This is a genomic window from Nocardia sp. JCM 34519.1, from assembly GCF_020361265.1.
GTDB classification, from domain to species: Bacteria; Actinomycetota; Actinomycetes; order Mycobacteriales; family Mycobacteriaceae; genus Nocardia; species Nocardia arthritidis_A.
In genome coordinates this window covers 1-16,727 of the sequence record NZ_JAIRBR010000034.1, presented here as the reverse complement: position 1 = coordinate 16,727, position 16,727 = coordinate 1, and the positions used below count along the sequence as shown (strand labels likewise).

Sequence of the window (16,727 nt, the reverse complement as noted above, 5' to 3'; positions counted from 1 at the left end):
TGACCGAAACGTACCTACTCCGAACGCAAAGGACGAGCAGTTGAAGAAGACTGGACGCATCGCTATCGCCGGCCTGGCCATCGTCGCCGCCCTGAGCATGACCGCCTGTGGCAGTGACGACAAGAAGAGTGAAGCCAAGCCGACCAAGGCGACCACCAGCGTCAAGGCGTCTGCTTCGAACCCGAATCTGCCGCCGACCCCGACCGTCGCCCAGCTGAACGAGGAACTGCAGCGCGCGCTCGACCCGAACGTGCCGGTCGCCGAGAAGCTGGAGATGGTGCAGGGCGCCCAGGCCGATCCGGACCTGCCCAGCCGCCTCGCCGAGGCGTACAAGCAGACCGGCGCGTCGGTGGTCGTCACCGACGTCACCGCATTCGGCGACACCGTCAACGCGAAGGCCAAGCTCACGCTGAACGGCCAGGAGAACGTCGCCGACGTGCCGTTCGTCGCCGAGGACGGCAAGTGGAAGGTCCAGAAGGCGTGGGCCTGCCAGATCCTGTCGCTGGCCAACGTGCAGTCGAAGGCCTGCGCCGCCTGATCCCGGTGTGGTCCGGCTCACCGTTCGGTATCGGTGAGCCGGACTGCCGGAAATTCTCAGCTTTTCCGAAAGTTCCTGTTGGCGTGCGGTTTTGCCGCGTTTTTGTGAGCCCGGTCACCGTCTCGTGGTATTTGGGCCCGATGTCGTACCGCTAACATCTGCTGCCGTGGCTGACACGATGGTGTGGGCGGGGCAGCCGTCCGTCGAGGACTCCGAACGCGGTACGGCAGATAACGATAGACGTGGGGGATGGGCTCGACGGGTCGCGATCATTGCCGGCCTGCTCGGATTCGTGCTGGCGGCAGCGGTGCCGTTCCTGCCGGTGCGCCAGGAGGCGGCGAGTGTCGACTGGCCGCAGGCGGCCAATGCGGTGAATGTCGAATCGCCACTGCTTTCCTATGCGCCGCTTGATCTTTCGATGCAGGTGCCGTGCTCGGCGCTGACCGCGCTCGCGGCGTCCGGCGGCACCGTGCTCTCGACCATCCCGCGGCAGTCGGCGGATGTCGAACACTACGGCCTCGTCGTCAAGGTCGTCGCGGACACCGCGGAGCGGCCCGGACGGGTCGATGTGGTCTCGCGCAATACGCTGCTCTGGTCGGCGCCGCTGAGCGCGGTGCGCGACCAGTCGTGTGGGCTCGCGATCGATATCTCCGCCGCGAACGCCGCTGTGTCGGTAACCGGCGGTGGCCCAACGGATTCCAGCAAGGTGACCGCTGGTGATCTGCGGCCGCAGGTGGTCGGCGTATTCACCGAACTGACCGGCGCGGTGCCGCGGGGCATGCACGTGCACATCGCCGTCGACTCCCGTTTCTCCACTTCGCCGACGCCGCTGAAATTGGCGGTGATCATGCTGTGCCTGATCGCGACCGGCGCCGCGCTCGTCGCGCTGCACCAGCTCGACCGGCTCGACGGCCGCCGCACGCGGCGTTTCCTGCCGCAGCGCTGGTGGCGGCTGCGCCCCACCGACTGGGTGGTCTTCGCGACGCTGCTGGTCTGGCATTTCATCGGCGCCAACACTTCCGACGACGGCTACATCCTCGGCATGGCGCGCGCCTCGCAGAGTTCGGGCTATATGTCGAACTACTACCGGTGGTTCTCGGTGGACGAAGGCCCGTTCTACACGCCGTACACCGACATCATCTCCTGGCTGGCGCGGATCTCGACGGTGAGCCCGTGGGTGCGGCTGCCGACCCTCGCGGTCGCGGTGCTCACCTGGTGGGTGATCAGCCGCGAAATCCTGCCGCGGCTCGGTAATGTCTTCCGGCGCAACAAGATCGCGGTGTGGACCGCCGCCCTGGTATTCCTGGCGTTCTGGCTGCCGTACAACAACGGCCTGCGCGCCGAACCGTATGTGGCCTGCGGTGTGGTGCTCACCTGGGTATCGGTCGAGCGGGCCATCGCGACCAGGCGGCTGCTGCCCGCCGCGCTCGCGGTGATCATCGCGGCGCTGACGTTGACCGTCGCGCCGTCGGGCCTGATCTGTATCGGCGCGCTGCTGGCCGGGGCGCGCAGCCTGACCCCGGTGCTGCTGCGGCGGGCCAAGGACGTCGGCTACCTGGCGCTGCTGCTACCGCTGCTCGCGGCCGGATTCGTCATTCTGACCATCGTTTTCGCGGATCGCACGCTCGGCGCGGCGCTCGAGATGTTCTACGTGCACAACCGAATCGGGCCCGGCGACACCTGGTTCGCGGAATACCTGCGCTACCAATATCTGATCCAGCCCAACGGCGACGGCTGGCTGACCCGCAGATTCGGTGTCTTCGTCATGCTGCTCGGGCTGGTGGTCTGCGCGGCGACCATGCTGCGGCGCGGCGGTCATATCCCGGGCACCGCGCCGGGGCCGTCGCGCCGGGTGGTCGGCATCACCCTGGCCGCGATGGTGCTGCTGATGTTCTCGCCGACCAAGTGGAACCATCAGTTCGGCGTCTTCGCCGGGTTGGCGACCTGCGTCGCGGCGCTGACGGCCGTCGCGGTCGGTCCGGCGGTGATGCGCCCGCTGCGCAACCGGGCACTGGTTGCCGCGGCCGTATTCTTCGCGCTCGCACTGACTTTCACGGCGGCGAACGGCTACTGGTACGCGTCGGCGTGGGGTAACCCGTGGTGGGACAAGCCGCCGTCATTCCACGGGAAGGGGTTCTCCACCGGATTCTTCGGGCTGTCGGTGCTCGCGCTGCTGGTCGCCGGATGGTTCCACATCCGTCCCGAATCGCGGCCGCGGCCGGATTCCCCGGCAGGCCGGATCATGCGTACCCCGGTGCTGGCGGTGACCGCGGCGGCCATGGTGGTGTTCATGCTGCTTTCCTTCGCGAAAGCCGCTGTGGCGCAATATCCGTCGTATTCGCTGGCGCAATCCAATGCGGCCGAGGCGGTTTCCGGCGGTTGCGGTATGGCCGACAAGGTGCTGGTGGAGCCGGATACCAACGCCTCGATGCTGCGCCCGGTCTCCGGCGATGTCGGCACCGCGCTCGGCCGCACCGAATCCACCGGATTCGGTCCGAACGGTGTTGCGCCGGTACTGGTTTCGGACGAGGTCGAATCGACCACCGGCCGCGCGAATTCGGTGTCGAGCGATCCGGACCAGCTGCGCGACGCGGCCAAATCGGCGGGGTCCGGATCGGATACCTCGCACGGCAGCGGTATCAACGGCAGCACCGTATCCCTGCCCTTCGGACTCGATCCGGCGACGACGCCGGTGCTCGGCAGCTACCGCGACGGCGACCAGACACCCGCCTCGCTGATCAGCGACTGGTATCGGCTGCCGAATGAGGTGAACGGCAGCCGCGGCCAGATCATCGCGATAGCGGTGGCGGGCCGGATCCATTCGGTGGATGCCGAGGGCGTCGTCCATCAGGGACAGAATCTGGAGCTGGAATACGGTAGGTCACAACCGAATGGCGAGGTCACCGCGCTGGGTCGGACGGTGCCGATCGATATCGGTCCGTCGCCGATGTGGCGCAACCTGCGGGTCCCGCTGAACCGGTTGCCCGGCGACGCCGACGTGGTGCGGTTGGTCGGCGAGGACAAGGATCTGAGCCGGGACCAGTGGTTCGCGGTGACACCGCCGCGGGTGCCGCAGACGAAAACGCTGAACAGCCTGCTCGGTTCGAAGACGCCGGTGCTGCTGGACTGGGCCGTCGGCCTGCACTTCCCGTGCCAGAACCTGGTGCCGACGCACGACGGCGTCTCGGATCTGCCCAGGTACCGAATCCTGCCGGACCGCAACGGCGCGACCATCACCAACCTGTGGGAGGCGCACGACGGCGGCGGCCCACTCGGCTGGACCCAGCTGTTGTTCACCTCGCGCCAACTGCCCTCGTACCTGGACGAGAAATGGAACCGGGACTGGGGTTCGATCGAGCAGTTCGTGCCCATCGACGCGACGGCCGAACCGGCCAGGGTGACGGTGGATCAGGTGCGCCGCTCGGGCGCCTGGGCGCCGCCGCACACCATCCTCGACTGGTGACGCTTGACCTGAAGATAGGTTGAGGTTGCAGCATGGTGGTCGTCCGGAGCCACGAAAACCGAAGGGCCACCATGCTGTTCACCGACGCCGAATTCGAATACCTGAACACCCAACTGCTCGGCCGCCTGGCGACCGTGCAGTCGAACGGCACACTGCAGGTCAGTCCCGTGTCGTACCGGTACAACGAGCGAACCGGCACGATCGACATCCGCGGCCGGTACATGTCGCGCAGCCAGAAGTTCAAAAACGTCGCCGCCAACGGCCGAGTCGCCTTCGTCGTCGACGACCTGCCGTCGACCCAACCGTGGCGGGTACGCTGCCTGGAAATCCGTGGCCGCGGCGAAGCGCTCACCGCGCCAACGGATTCCGCGTTCGAACCGGACCCGAACGTGGACGGGGCGATCATTCGGATCCATCCGGAGAAGATCATCGGCTTCGGGATCGATGATCCGGACCGGGATCCGCATGAGTTGGAGAAGAATATTCGTAGGGTGCCTGCGGTTTGAGGGTTTTGGCTCGGGGCCGGTTTACTGAGCGAATATGGCGTCGAGTGTGGTGGCGGTCAGGGTCCGGCTCGATCAGGATCACTCGATTCGACGTCTGCGGGGCCGGGTTTCGGCCCGGACTTCTTGATCAGTACGTCGAATAGCGCATCGACAAATCCTTCCATTGAACCTGTCTTTTCCTCCCAGGTATTGACCAGGTTTCTCAGTTTGGCTTGCGACTCGGGCTGAGCTCTGGCTTGCTCCTCGCCGTAGATGATCTGCTCGAAGCTACCGCCGGCCAGGAGTCGGTTCATCCAGGTTCGGCATTGTTCCGTGTCTGCACATCGGACATCGTGGTCAAGCCACATGGGTATTACGCCGAATTTCATGAGCAGCAATGCGAGTAGCAGTGCAGTTTCTGCGTACGGACAAGGTGTGATCGGTTCTTGACTTACCAGAATTTCGTCCAAGTCGGCACTGTACGTGAATCGATCCACCCATGTCCGCACCTGCTCTGTGTCTGCCGCGCGGACGCTGTCGATGGTCGGTGCAGACAGTGGGCCAAACCTCAGCGTCAACATCGCGAGCAGAATCTCGGAATCGTGGCGACCTACGGTTTCTCTTGCAGCGCAATGCTTTTCAGTGTTAGGGAAAGCGATCTCCTCGGTACAGGATGGTTGATGATCGAAGACCTGCTCGAGAGTAGCGGCTGTCGGTGGCCGATGGCGCCAAATTTGCGGTCGAAGATGTCTGCAACGGTCGTGGAGTCCAGAAATCGGTCCATCCATGTTTCGAGCTGGTCGCGGCGGTGCCGACGGTGTTGGTGACTTCATCGGGCAGCGGCCCGAACTTCCAGGCCAGAAGTCAAAGCAAAGCCCGGGCTTCGCCTTTGGCGCGGAACGGGTCAGAAGCCTCCGCGGGGCCGATCTGGTGAGTAAAGACTTCGTCGAGCGTGGTGGCGCGCAGGATGCGGCGAGTCCATGTCCGCAGTTGATCTGGGTCTGCTGTGTGAACTTTGTCGGTGATATCGGCGGGCACAGATTCGAACTTCTCTTGCAGCAGGTCGAGCAGCGTCTCGGTGCGCTCTTCGATGCGTCCTTCGGCGCGGAGCCGGTCAGCGGTGGTCACGATGGCCTCCGTGACTCGGGGCCAGCCTACGGAGCGAAGACCTCTTCGGGGGAGGTGGCATCGATGATTCGGGCCGTCCAGGTCCGCACTTGCTCTGGAGTCGCAGTGTCGATGCGGCGGGTGAACCGGTCGGGCACCGATTTGAACTTCACGGCCAGCAGTTGGCGCAGAGCCTCGGCGCGTCCTTTGGCTTCACCCTTGGCTTCGCCTTTGGCCTCGCCTTCGGCGCGGAGCCGGTCAGCGGTGGTCATGATGGCCTCCTGGGCTCGGGGACCGACTAGGTCGGCGATGGGTTGCAGATCGGCTGTATCGATATCGCTGACGCTAACAATGTAGTACATGATGGTGTCGAGGTCGTCCTTGCCCGTGGGACTGTTCCCGATGGCTCGTAGGTTCTCGACCAGTGGAAGCAGCATGTCTGTGTGCGGCATGTCGGGGGCGATCTTGTGCAGTGCCAGCATGACTTTGGTCAACGGCGTCCGACCACTGTTGAGCAAAGTATCGAGGTCCATCGCGGTGATGTCATCGAGTAGGAATTGGAAGCGTGGCAGGTAGGGACCCGAAGCCGTGCGCATATCCGGTTCGAGATCGAATAGCTCGATGAGCTCGGTATGGGTATTCCAACGTCGACCTTTGTGACTGCTGTGCACTACCAGCGGGATCACCATCGGCAGCTGGGACTTCGGGTTCGTCGTCCGATGGTGATCCCAGATGTTCACCATGTACCCGAGCAATCGGACCGCCATGAACCTGTCGGTGCGGCTTTGGTGTTCGATCAGTATGTATGCGTAGGTGTCGTGGCCGTCGAGGCTTGCCCGGTACACCACGTCGGCTTGGCTGCATCGCAGGTGCCTCTCTACGAAGGCGGGCGACTGGAGTTCCAATTTCTCCCAATTGATATATGCGGCAATGGTTTTCGGCAGAACCTCCGTTAGCTCGCTTGCTGCCTCGGCGGGTCGGCTGATCACGCTCCGGAAATAGGAGTCGTGTGGATTCGATTGTGACGCGGACACACTCATAGCCTTTCGGTCGGCCGAGCGGGACAGGTCAAGCGTTCTTGGTGGCGATGCGTACGGCGAGGGCGATCAGGTCGTCGCCGCGCAGGCCGGGGTAGCCGTGCAGTTTCTTGCGCCACTGTGGGGGGACGGCGCGTGCGCCCCAGCGTGCGCCGAGCAGTCCGCCTGCGATGGCGGCGGTGGTGTCGGTGTCACCGCCTGCGCGTACGCATTTCTCGAGTGCGGCGGCGAGTTGTCCTGGGCCGGACGGGTCGGTGTTGGTAATCGCCCACCATGCCGTTTGCAAGGCGTGCACTACCCAGCCGTTTCTCGGAAACAGTTGGGGTCGACCGGTTTCGGCCTCGTCGAGGCGCGGGAGCCAGTAGTCGGCGGCGGGGGATGCCGCGGCGTATTCGCGGACGCCGTCGAAGGTGCCGTACAGCACCGCGTGGCGGATGGCGTATGTCCAGATCTTGCATGCCTCGGTGGCGTGCTCGTCGTAGTGGGTGAGCATGCCGATGGCGCCCGCCATCCTGACGCATTCGTCCGCGTCGCGCAGGTAGGCGACGGCGACCGGCGCTGTCCGCATCAGCGAGCCGTTTCCGCCGGTCAGACCGGTCAGCGACCTGGCGCGAGCCCACATATCCGCGGCGGATTGCGGACGCACCTCCAGGACCGTGCGGGTCTGGTTGCCGATGTCCTTCGGTCGCGAATCCCACCAGCGGACGAATCCGGCCGCGACGGCATCCGGATCGATACCCGGTCCGGGTTCCGCGGCGAGCGCGACGGCCAGTGCCATCGATGTGTCATCGGTCCATTCGCCGGGCTCCCAGCGGAAGGCCCCGCCGCCGATCATATCGATCGCGAGATCCGGGTCCGGATTGGTGAATTCGTAGCCCGCCCCAAGTGCGTCACCCGCCGCGGTGCCGAGCAGTACGCCCGCGGCGCGGTCCAGCTGTGCGTCGTCCAGCATTGATTTCCCCTCCCATTTCCTGCCGCCGGCCGCCAATGTACCGCGTGCAACACTCGCTGCCGAGTTGCTGTGTTGCGCGATGCAACCACAACCAATCGTCAGGCGAGTGCCTCGCGCGGAGCTCGGCCCGGCGCAGGCTAATGACGGGCTACGCCCGACAGCGCCGTTAGGCTTGCGAGCATGTCGATAACCGTGCAGGCCTCGGGGGCGACCGGACTCACGGCGGCCGAGGTCGAACAGCGCCGCCGCGACGGGCTCACCAACGACATTCCCGACCGAGCCAGCCGCTCGGTGCGAGATATCGTCCGGGCCAACGTCTTCACCAGGATCAACGCCATCCTCGGCGTGCTGTTCCTGCTGGTACTGGCCACCGGATCGATCGTGGACGGAATGTTCGGCCTGCTCATCATCGCGAACAGCGGGGTGGGCATCATCCAGGAGATCCGGGCGAAGCGGACCCTGGACCAGCTGGCCATCGTCAGCCAGGCCAAGCCGACGGTGCGCCGCGACGGCGCCGCGCGGGAGGTGCCGCCGAAGGAGGTGGTGCTCGACGACATCATCGAACTCGGGCCGGGCGACCAGATCGTCGTCGACGGTGTCATCGAGGAATCGGCGCAGCTCGAGGTGGATGAATCGCTGCTCACCGGTGAGGCAGACCCGATCGATAAGACGGTCGGCGCCACCGTGATGTCGGGTAGCTACGTGGTTTCCGGATCCGGTGCGTACCGCGCGACGAAGGTCGGCAAGGACGCGTACGCGGCCAAACTCGCCGATGAGGCGAGCAAATTCACGCTGGTGCATTCGGAACTGCGCACCGGTATCGACAAGATCCTGAAGTTCATCACCTACCTGCTGATACCCGCGGGTCTGCTGAGCATCTACAACCAGCTGTTCTCCAGCGGCGAGTCGTGGCGGCCCGCGCTCACCGGCATGATCGCCGCGCTGGTGCCGATGGTCCCCGAGGGGCTGGTGTTGATGACCTCGGTCGCATTCGCGGTCGGCGTCGTGCGACTGGGGCGGCGCAAATGCCTCGTCCAGGAGTTGCCCGCGATCGAGGGTCTGGCCCGGGTCGACGTGGTGTGCGCGGACAAGACCGGCACGCTCACCGAGAACGGTATGCGGCTCAGCGAGATTCGCGCGCTCGGCGACGGTGATCCGGACCTCGCGCGAAAGGCGTTGGCCGCCATGGCCGCCGACGATCCTCGGCCCAATGCCAGCGTGCAGGCCATCGCGGAGGCGCTGCCGGACGGGCCGGGCTGGTCGCGCACCGCGAACGCGCCGTTCTCCTCGGCGAAGAAATGGAGCGGCGTCTCCTACGGCGACAACGGCAACTGGCTGCTCGGCGCGCCGGACGTCCTGCTCGACCCGGGCTCCGAAGATGCCCGTGTCGCAGAGGAATTGGGTTCCTCCGGGCTGCGCATCCTGCTCCTGGCGCGCGGTGACCGCCCGGTCGACGCGGCCGACGCGCCGGGCCGGGTGACGCCGGCCGCGCTGGTGGTGCTGGAGCAGAAGGTGCGGCCCGATGCCGGTGACACGCTCGAATACTTTGCCCAGCAGAATGTTTCGATCAAGGTGATCTCGGGTGACAATGCCGTCTCGGTCGGCGCGGTTGCCTCGTCGCTGAACCTACCCGGCGGCGACCATGCGGTGGACGCGCGCGAATTGCCGGAGGACCAAAGCGAACTCGCGGATGTGCTGGAGCGCGAGACCACCTTCGGCCGGGTGCGCCCGGACCAGAAGCGGGCCATGGTCGCCGCGCTCCAATCCCGCGGTCACACCGTTGCCATGACCGGTGACGGTGTGAACGACGTACTGGCGCTGAAGGATTCGGATATCGGCGTGGCGATGGGTTCGGGCAGTCCGGCGACCAGGGCGGTGGCGCAGATCGTATTGCTGGACAACAGGTTCGCCACGCTGCCGTACGTGGTGGGCGAGGGCCGCAGGGTGATCGGCAATATCGAGCGGGTCTCGAATCTGTTCCTCACCAAAACCGTCTATTCGGTATTGCTCGCATTTCTGGTCGGCGCGGCGGGTGTCGGGTCGAAGATCTTCGGCTACGACCCGCTCGGCTATCCGTTCCTGCCGAGGCATGTGACGATCGCGGCCTGGTTCACCATCGGCATCCCGGCGTTCATCCTGTCGCTGGCGCCGAACAACGAGCGCGCCCGCAGCGGATTCGTTTCCCGCGTCATGCGTTTGGCGATTCCGTCGGGTGTGGTGATCGGCGTGTGCACGTTCGTCGCCTACCTGTTCGCCTATGCCGGGAAGGATGCGACCGAGTCGGAGAAGGTGCAGGCGGGCACCACGGCGCTGATCACCCTGATCATGATCGCGGTGTGGGTCCTTGCCATCGTGGCGCGGCCGTATGTGTGGTGGAAGGTCGTGCTGATCGGTGCGTCGGTGGCCGCGTATGTGTTCTTGTTCACGGTTCCGTTCACCAAACATTTCTTCAAACTCGATCCGTCGAACGCCGCGCTGACGGCGGCCGCATTCGCCTGTGGCGCTGTGGGAATCGTGTTGGTCGAGGTGGCGTGGTGGGTGGGCGCGCGCATCACCGGCGCGGAGCGGCATCCCACACCGGGCGGTATGTGAGCAAACTCGCGTGCTCACCCAGCAACTGGACAACTGACCCGGCACGCCGCGAGATGCCTTGTGCGAAGCGCTGATTCGGTGTTGGAGTACCTTCTCCCACTATGGAGGTACTGCTGCACCAGATCGACGCATTCGTCGATGGCCCCTTTTCGGGCAATCCGGCCGCGGTGATGCCGCTGCCGTCATGGCTGCCGGACGAGTTGCTGCAAAACCTGGCCGAGGAGAACAACCTCGCCGAGACCGCCTTCTACACCTCCCAATTACCGCCCGAGGCGGGCGGCCCGCCGGGTGACTGGCCCGCCTTCCACCTGCGCTGGTTCACCCCGACGGTCGAGGTGGACATGTGCGGCCACGCCACCATGGCGACGGCGGCGCAGGTGCTGGAGGATATCCACCCCGGCGCGGACCGGGTGAGCTTCTACACCCGCAGCGGCTGGTTGCACGTCGACCGCACCGACGACGACGAGTACGTGCTCGATCTGCCCGCGCTGGAATCGACCGAGGTGGAGCCGAATCCGCAGCTGGTTGCCGCGCTCGGGGTGCGCGCGGTGCGCGCCTACACCGGGTTCGACGAGGTGATCGTCGTCGGCACCGAGGCGGAAGTGCTTGCCGCACAACCGGATTTCTCCGCTTTTCCGCCGATAGCCTTCGACGCGGTGATCACCGCGCCCGGCGACACCGTCGATTTCGTCTCCCGGGTCTTCGGGCCGGATCTCGGCGTTATCGAGGATCCGGTCACCGGGTCGGCGCACGCTCAGCTGGTTCCGCTGTGGGCCAAGGAATTCGGCCGTGCCGAACTGCTCGCGCGGCAGTTGTCCAGGCGCGGCGGAACCCTGCGCGGCGAACTGCACGGTGACCGGGTGCAGCTCATCGGCCGCTGCCGCCGCTACCTCGACGGCGTTGTGACGCTGCCGGATCAGGGTGGCGAGTAGCGATTCGATGCGGGGTGGCGGTCGGGCATCAGTCCGGATCCGCCATCGGAAACAGGATGGGGCTCAACAGATATCGAGCTCTGTCCGGTGTGTACTGGTTGGCGAGCACCGGCAGGATGGCCTCGCGCATCCTGGTGATGAGAGTATTCAGCTCGTCGTCGTCGAGCCAGATGGCGTGCTGCCGGTAGCCGACGGAATCCTTTGCCGGATCGGCATTTTCGCTGTCGAGGTAGGCGTTGAACTCGGCGAGCAGGCCGGCCATCGCCGCCGGGAATCCGCGGCGGTGGTCCTCGGGGGTGAGCCGGGCCGCGGTTTCCTGATCTATGCTCGCGCGATCCTGGCGTAGCCGGTAGGTGCGCTCCACCGCGCCACGGACCCGCTGCTCCCCGGCGACCTCCAGTACCTCGCCGCTGGTGAGCAGGTCGACGTGGCGGTACACCGTCGCCTTCGAAACATCCGGCAGGCGCGCGCAGAGCTGCGCGGTGGTGAGCATCCTTCCGCCGCGCAACGCGTGCACGATGCGCAGGCGGACCGGGTGTCCCAGCAGTTCCAAGATGTCCATTGTGCAACCTTCTCATACCTGCTACCTTTCTCAAATATGAGAAAGGTAGCTAGTCCCGATAGCTTCATCGAACGCGATATCACCCTCGGTGACGGGGATCGACAGGTCGCCGGAACGTTGACCCTGCCGCGCGGCGCGGGACCGCATCCGGGTGTCGTATTGCTCAGCGGCGGTGCGCCTTTCGACCGCGACGAGACGTCGGGGCCGAATAAGCCGCTGCGGGACCTGGCCTGGGGATTGGCCGAGCAGGGCGTCGCCGTGGTGCGGTTCGACAAAGTCACCTACAACCGCCTCGAGCTGTATCAGCGCCCCGATTTCACGCCGACGCAGGAGTATGTACCGCATGCGGTCGCGGCCGTGCGGCTGCTTCGGGACGAGGAAACCGTGGATCCCGCAAGGGTTTTCGTCGCGGGGCACAGTATGGGCGGCAAGTTCGCGCCGCGCGTCGCCGCGACCGAACCGGCGGTGGCGGGCCTGGTGCTGCTCGCCGCCGACGCGGAACCGATGCAGCGCGCCGCCGTTCGTGTCTTCCGCTATTTCGCCGAAAAGGGGCTACTCGGGGTCACCGAGGACGCGGTGGCCGCGGTTGAACGACAAGCCGCCATGGTCGAGAGTCCGGACCTCTCGCCGTCGACGCCGCCCGCCGAGCTGCCGTTCGGCTATTCCGGCGGGTATTGGTTGGATCTGCGTGAGTACGACCAGGTTTCGACCGCGGCGGCGCTCGATCGGCCGATGCTTGTACTGCAGGGCGAGCGGGACTATCAGATCACCGTCGACACGGATCTCGCGCTGTGGCGAAAGGGTCTCGCACATCGCGACAACGTGACGTTTCGGGTGTACCCGGCCGATGATCACTGCTTCTACCCGGGTGAAGGGCCGTCGACCCCCGCCGGCTACGAGGTGCCGCAGCACTTCGACCCGGCGGTTATCGCGGATATCGCGCATTGGCTCAGGACGGGTGAACTTTGATCCCCGATGGATGATCAGCGGATCCCTGACGCCGCGTCGGATCAGTTGTCCGGAACTGGACCGTCATCGGGTCCCGGTGTGGCCGTCTCGGTCCATTCCGGCAGTAGCGGAACGATCGCGAAGCGGTCCCAGACAGCATCGGCGGGGAGTGCCTGGACGGCGCGAATTCCGTTCTGTGCGGCCAACTCTCGCAGGCGGGGGAGTTGGCCGCGGACCACGAGCCCCGGGGTGCATGCGCAACCCGCTCGGAGCCGAGCCGCGGTGACGGCGACGGTTCGGTCGATTCGCTCGTTACCGCTCGGCGGGCGGACGGTCAGCAGGCTCGCCGCGGCATCCGCGGCGGCCACGGCGACCGCGTCACCCGCCGGGACCGGGATACCGAGCACCGGGGTCTGCACCCCGGGAATCGGGACGTGCTGAATGACCTCGGAGATCCGCAGGCCGCCGCTGTGCGCCGGAATCTGCTGCGGCGTCACATAATCGGTGAACGACACCAGCGCCCAGTGCTCATCGGCGTCGGTGCCGTTCAGCGAATCCTTGGCCCTGACAAGGTAATCCGCGATCCGCTCACCGCGGTCCGGCCCGAGCCGGTCGGTGGACACACCGCCGTTCTTCGGCGGTATCAACACCCCCAGCAGCACGATGAGCGCCACCAGCGCCGCTACGCCGACACCGATGATGATGCGGCGCAACGGATTCGTCCGAGGGGCCGACGGCTCCTCGGACGCCGCCAGTACCTCAGGCATTGCGCAGCACGTCCAGCGCGTGCTCCAAATCCGCCGGGTACTCGCTGGTGATCTCCAGATAACGCCCATCGGCCGGATGCTGGAAACCCAGCGAGCGGGCATGAAGCCACTGCCGTTCCAGCCCCAGCCGCTCCGCCAGCCGCGGATCCGCACCGTAGGTGAGATCGCCGCAGCACGGATGCCGGATCGCGGAGAAATGCACCCGGATCTGATGCGTCCGGCCGGTTTCCAAATGGATATCGAGCAGACTCGCCGACTGGAACGCCTCGACGGTGTCGTAATGGGTGATGCTCGGCCTGCCGTCGGCGGTGACCGCGAACTTCCAGTCGTTGCCCCGGGCCCGGCCGATCGGTGCGTCGATGGTGCCGCTGCTCGGATCCGGATGTCCCTGCACCAGCGCGTGATACCGCTTATCGATGGTGCGCTGCTTGAACGCGCGCTTGAGCACCGTATACGCATGTTCGGACTGCGCCACCACCATCACACCCGAGGTGCCGACATCGAGCCGGTGCACGATGCCCTGCCGCTCGTGCGCGCCGGAGGTGGAGATGCGGTAACCCATCGCCGCCAGCCCGCCGACCACGGTCGGGCCCGACCAGCCGACGCCGGTGTGCGCGGCGACGCCGACCGGTTTGTCCACCGCGACGATATCGTCGTCGGCGTAGAGGATCTTCATGCCCTCCACCGGGGTGGCCTCGATGGTCAACTCCCGCTTGGGTTCCGGGAATACGACCTCCAGCCAGGCGCCCGCGGCGAGCCGGTCGGATTTGCCCGCGGCGATGCCGTCCAGCTGCACCGAACCCTCCTCGGCGAGCGCGGCGACGGCGGTCCTGGACAGCCCGAGCAGCCGGGAAAGCCCGGCGTCGACGCGCATCCCGTCGAGCCCGTCGGGCACCGGCATGGTCCTGGTTTCCCTCACGCCTGCACCTCGCCCGTGGCCTCGCTCTTCTCGCCGCGCCCGGTGCGGCTGCCGTCCGGTTCGAAACCGAAGACGGTCAGCGCGACGAGCAGGATCGCACCGCACACGATGGACGAGTCGGCCACATTGAACACCGGCCACCAGCCGACCGAGATGAAATCGACGACGTGACCCTGCAGCGGGCCGGGCGAACGGAACAGCCGATCGATGAGATTGCCGAGCGCGCCGCCGAGCACCATGCCGAGCCCGACCGCCCACCACAGCGACCGCAGCCGCCGGGCGATCCTGATCACCCCGAACACCACCGCGGCCGCGATCAGCGTCAGCAGCCAGGTCATGCCGGTGGCCATGGAGAACGCCGCACCCGGATTGCGCACCAGGGTGAACCGCACCACGTCACCGATCAGATGAACCGGGTGCTGTGGCGTCAGCCGCGCGACCGCGATCGTCTTGGTGAGCAGGTCGAGGCCGAGCAGCACGGCGGCAACGATCAACAGAATGGGCAGCCGCTTAGGCGGCTGCGCCGTCTCCACGGCGGGTTCGACGGTGTTCTCCTCGGGCGGCCGGTCGTCACTCACACCCACCATCATCGCTCGAGCGGCGTGGGTCATCCCGCGGTGGTCGCCCGCATGTCCCAGGTGTTACTCAGGAACCGGTCGTAATCTGTGAGCCGTGACGGTGTTGTCTTCCCTCCACACACCCCGGAAAACCCGTTCCGGGGTGCTGATGATCGTGCTGGCGCTCGGGCTGTCGGCCTTCGGCGCTGGCTGCGGCGACGGGAGCGAGGCACGGACGTCGAGCGACAGCACCGAACCGCTCGGCGTCGGCAAGGAAGTGACAGTACCGATTTCGGTGGCGGTGGCGACCGTGGTGCAACCGGGCGACGAACCGCGCGAGCTGCTGCGGCCGCGCTATCCGGAGGGCACGGTGCAGCAGGTGACGCTGCGCACCGACCACAAGATCTCCCAGCAGATCAACGATCAACCGGTACAGGATTATTCGACGCCCGCACTCACCATCCCGATGACGGCCAAGGCGGGCGCCGACGGCGTCGACTGCACCCTCGGCGCGGTCTCGACGCCGGATCCGTCGCTGAACAAGGCGTTGACCGCCGCCGACGGCTCGCGGGCCGGCTTCGATATGAGCGAGCTCGGCGCCATCACCGCGCTACGTCTGGCACCGAATCCGGATACCTCGAATTCCGCGCGTGCCGCCCTGGAACAGGCCTTCTACCAAGCGGTTTACCAGTCGATCGCATTCCCGGACGAACCGCTCGGCGAGGGTGCGGTGTGGACGGTGCGCCAGGAGGTGTCCGGCGGTGTGACCCTCGACCAGGTGACCACCGCGACGCTCACCAAGCGCGACGGCGACCGGTTGACCATCGAACTGAATGTCACACAGAAGCCGAAGTCCGCCGTGTGGAATCTGCCGAACAATGCGGGCGTGCTGGATATCAACGACTACGTGATGCAGGGCAGCGGCACCATCATCGTGGATCTCGGCCTGCCGCTGCCGGTCTCCGGGTCGATCACCGTCGGCGGCCACCAGTCCTACCGGGATCCGCAGAGCGCCGCGGTGCTGCAGCAGACGATCGACACACAGGTGACGTGGAACGAGTAGCCCGCGCCTGCGGTGTGCTGCTCGTCGCGCTCACGCTGGCCGCATGCGGTGGTAAGCAGCAGGCGGATCAGGTGAAACTGCCGCCCATCGGTCCCGCGGTGCCCGCGGCGACGGCGTCCGGCCTGCCGATCGACGATTCGGAGCGGCTGCGCGGCCTGCTGCTCGGCGTCACCGATCTACCGCCGTCGTTCACGGCGTTGCCCGACCCGAATTCCGATCTCTCGCTCGGCGGTCTGGCGCCGACCACACCCGCCGAATGCGCGAAGGTGCTCTCGCCCTTGGCGAGTCAGACCTCCGGTGCGCTGGCGCATGCGGCGGTCCAATATATGGGGCCCGATTTCGCCGGAATCGATATCGATGCCGCGAGCTATTCGAACGAACTGGTGGGCCAGGCCTTTTCGCAGGTGCAGGCGGTGATCGCGCGCTGCACACACTATTCGGGGACCGACGGCAGCAAACCCATCGACTACCGGATCGGCGGGCTCGCCCAGCCGTCGGCCGGTGACGCGGTGACCGGATTCCAGGTGCGTTCGGTCAGCGACGATGTGGTGCTCACCTCATCGGTGGCGATCGTGCAGGTCGGCGCCACGCTGACGCAGATCGTCGTATCCGCGCGGCAACCGCTCGATCCCGGTGTGCTCGCCGATCTGACGGCGGCGCAGGTGCGTAAGCTGCGCGGGATCGCCGGGCCCTAGGGCGCGTCCTCGAAGTCCCATCCGGCGCCTCCGCGGTCCAGCTCGCCGCCTGGCCGCGTTGTCGTCGTCGCCGATACAAACCCGGTATCGGCTCCTCCTCCGCCTTGCCA

General features: G+C 66.2%; 16 protein-coding genes. 8 read left to right on the top strand and 8 right to left on the bottom strand.

What is annotated here, in order from left to right; all coding sequences use genetic code 11:
- The first annotated feature begins 40 nt into the window (after positions 1 to 40).
- The 3 genes from LGY53_RS41680 (at position 41) to LGY53_RS41670 (ending at position 4,507) form a co-directional block, all read left to right on the top strand.
- Entirely contained in the window at positions 41 to 538 is a 498-nt protein-coding gene (locus tag LGY53_RS41680) for a hypothetical protein (protein WP_225732197.1), read from the top strand.
- A gap of 178 nt (positions 539 to 716) precedes the next feature.
- On the top strand, positions 717 to 4,001 hold the full coding sequence (locus LGY53_RS41675; protein WP_255665060.1) for an arabinosyltransferase domain-containing protein: 3,285 nt from the start codon (positions 717 to 719) through the stop codon (positions 3,999 to 4,001).
- Positions 4,002 to 4,072: 71 nt separating this feature from the next.
- Complete coding sequence (locus LGY53_RS41670; RefSeq protein WP_225732237.1) at positions 4,073 to 4,507, top strand: PPOX class F420-dependent oxidoreductase; 435 nt, start codon at positions 4,073 to 4,075, stop codon at positions 4,505 to 4,507.
- Between the two features lie 56 nt (positions 4,508 to 4,563).
- Here LGY53_RS41670 and LGY53_RS41665 read toward each other — a convergent pair whose 3' ends face one another.
- The 4 genes from LGY53_RS41665 to LGY53_RS41650 form a co-directional block, all read right to left on the bottom strand.
- Positions 4,564 to 4,956: a hypothetical protein gene (locus LGY53_RS41665; protein ID WP_225732195.1), complete on the bottom strand. Its 393-nt coding sequence runs from the start codon at positions 4,954 to 4,956 to the stop codon at positions 4,564 to 4,566.
- A 394-nt stretch (positions 4,957 to 5,350) separates the two neighbouring features.
- Positions 5,351 to 5,614, bottom strand: coding sequence for a hypothetical protein (locus LGY53_RS41660; protein WP_225732194.1), 264 nt, complete (start codon positions 5,612 to 5,614; stop codon positions 5,351 to 5,353).
- 26 nt (positions 5,615 to 5,640) lie between these two features.
- The gene (locus LGY53_RS41655) at positions 5,641 to 6,633 is read right to left on the bottom strand and encodes an Rpn family recombination-promoting nuclease/putative transposase (RefSeq protein ID WP_225732193.1); all 993 of its coding nucleotides are present in this window, start codon (positions 6,631 to 6,633) and stop codon (positions 5,641 to 5,643) included.
- Positions 6,634 to 6,661: 28 nt separating this feature from the next.
- Positions 6,662 to 7,582 carry an ADP-ribosylglycohydrolase family protein gene (locus tag LGY53_RS41650; protein ID WP_225732192.1) on the bottom strand — a complete coding sequence of 307 codons (921 nt, stop codon included), beginning with the start codon at positions 7,580 to 7,582 and terminating at the stop codon, positions 6,662 to 6,664.
- A 180-nt stretch (positions 7,583 to 7,762) separates the two neighbouring features.
- Between LGY53_RS41650 and LGY53_RS41645 the strand changes: the two genes are divergently transcribed.
- A complete protein-coding gene (locus LGY53_RS41645; protein ID WP_225732191.1) occupies positions 7,763 to 10,174 on the top strand; it encodes a cation-translocating P-type ATPase in 2,412 nt (803 codons plus the stop codon).
- A 101-nt stretch (positions 10,175 to 10,275) separates the two neighbouring features.
- Positions 10,276 to 11,106: a PhzF family phenazine biosynthesis protein gene (locus LGY53_RS41640; protein ID WP_225732190.1), complete on the top strand. Its 831-nt coding sequence runs from the start codon at positions 10,276 to 10,278 to the stop codon at positions 11,104 to 11,106.
- A gap of 28 nt (positions 11,107 to 11,134) precedes the next feature.
- Here LGY53_RS41640 and LGY53_RS41635 read toward each other — a convergent pair whose 3' ends face one another.
- On the bottom strand, positions 11,135 to 11,668 hold the full coding sequence (locus LGY53_RS41635) for a helix-turn-helix domain-containing protein (protein ID WP_225732189.1): 534 nt from the start codon (positions 11,666 to 11,668) through the stop codon (positions 11,135 to 11,137).
- Positions 11,669 to 11,704: 36 nt separating this feature from the next.
- On the opposite strand from LGY53_RS41635, the gene LGY53_RS41630 reads away from it, so the two are divergent.
- Complete coding sequence (locus LGY53_RS41630; protein WP_225732188.1) at positions 11,705 to 12,637, top strand: S9 family peptidase; 933 nt, start codon at positions 11,705 to 11,707, stop codon at positions 12,635 to 12,637.
- A 41-nt stretch (positions 12,638 to 12,678) separates the two neighbouring features.
- Here LGY53_RS41630 and LGY53_RS41625 read toward each other — a convergent pair whose 3' ends face one another.
- The 3 genes from LGY53_RS41625 to lspA are packed head-to-tail and all read right to left on the bottom strand — an operon-like array spanning position 12,679 to position 14,889.
- A complete protein-coding gene (locus LGY53_RS41625) occupies positions 12,679 to 13,383 on the bottom strand; it encodes a hypothetical protein (RefSeq protein ID WP_225732187.1) in 705 nt (234 codons plus the stop codon).
- Positions 13,376 to 14,302 (bottom strand): RluA family pseudouridine synthase, encoded by a 927-nt coding sequence (locus LGY53_RS41620; RefSeq protein ID WP_167473869.1) that lies wholly within the window; start codon positions 14,300 to 14,302, stop codon positions 13,376 to 13,378. The genes LGY53_RS41625 and LGY53_RS41620 overlap by 8 nt, the downstream gene beginning before the upstream one ends.
- Positions 14,299 to 14,889, bottom strand: a complete 591-nt coding sequence (lspA, locus tag LGY53_RS41615; RefSeq protein WP_225732236.1) for a signal peptidase II — start codon at positions 14,887 to 14,889, stop codon at positions 14,299 to 14,301. Before lspA ends, LGY53_RS41620 begins: the two co-directional genes overlap by 4 nt.
- A gap of 139 nt (positions 14,890 to 15,028) precedes the next feature.
- On the opposite strand from lspA, the gene LGY53_RS41610 reads away from it, so the two are divergent.
- Positions 15,029 to 15,922 (top strand): hypothetical protein, encoded by an 894-nt coding sequence (locus LGY53_RS41610; RefSeq protein ID WP_255665062.1) that lies wholly within the window; start codon positions 15,029 to 15,031, stop codon positions 15,920 to 15,922.
- The gene (locus tag LGY53_RS41605; RefSeq protein ID WP_225732186.1) at positions 15,910 to 16,617 is read left to right on the top strand and encodes a hypothetical protein; all 708 of its coding nucleotides are present in this window, start codon (positions 15,910 to 15,912) and stop codon (positions 16,615 to 16,617) included. The genes LGY53_RS41610 and LGY53_RS41605 overlap by 13 nt, the downstream gene beginning before the upstream one ends.
- Positions 16,618 to 16,727: the final 110 nt, after the last annotated feature.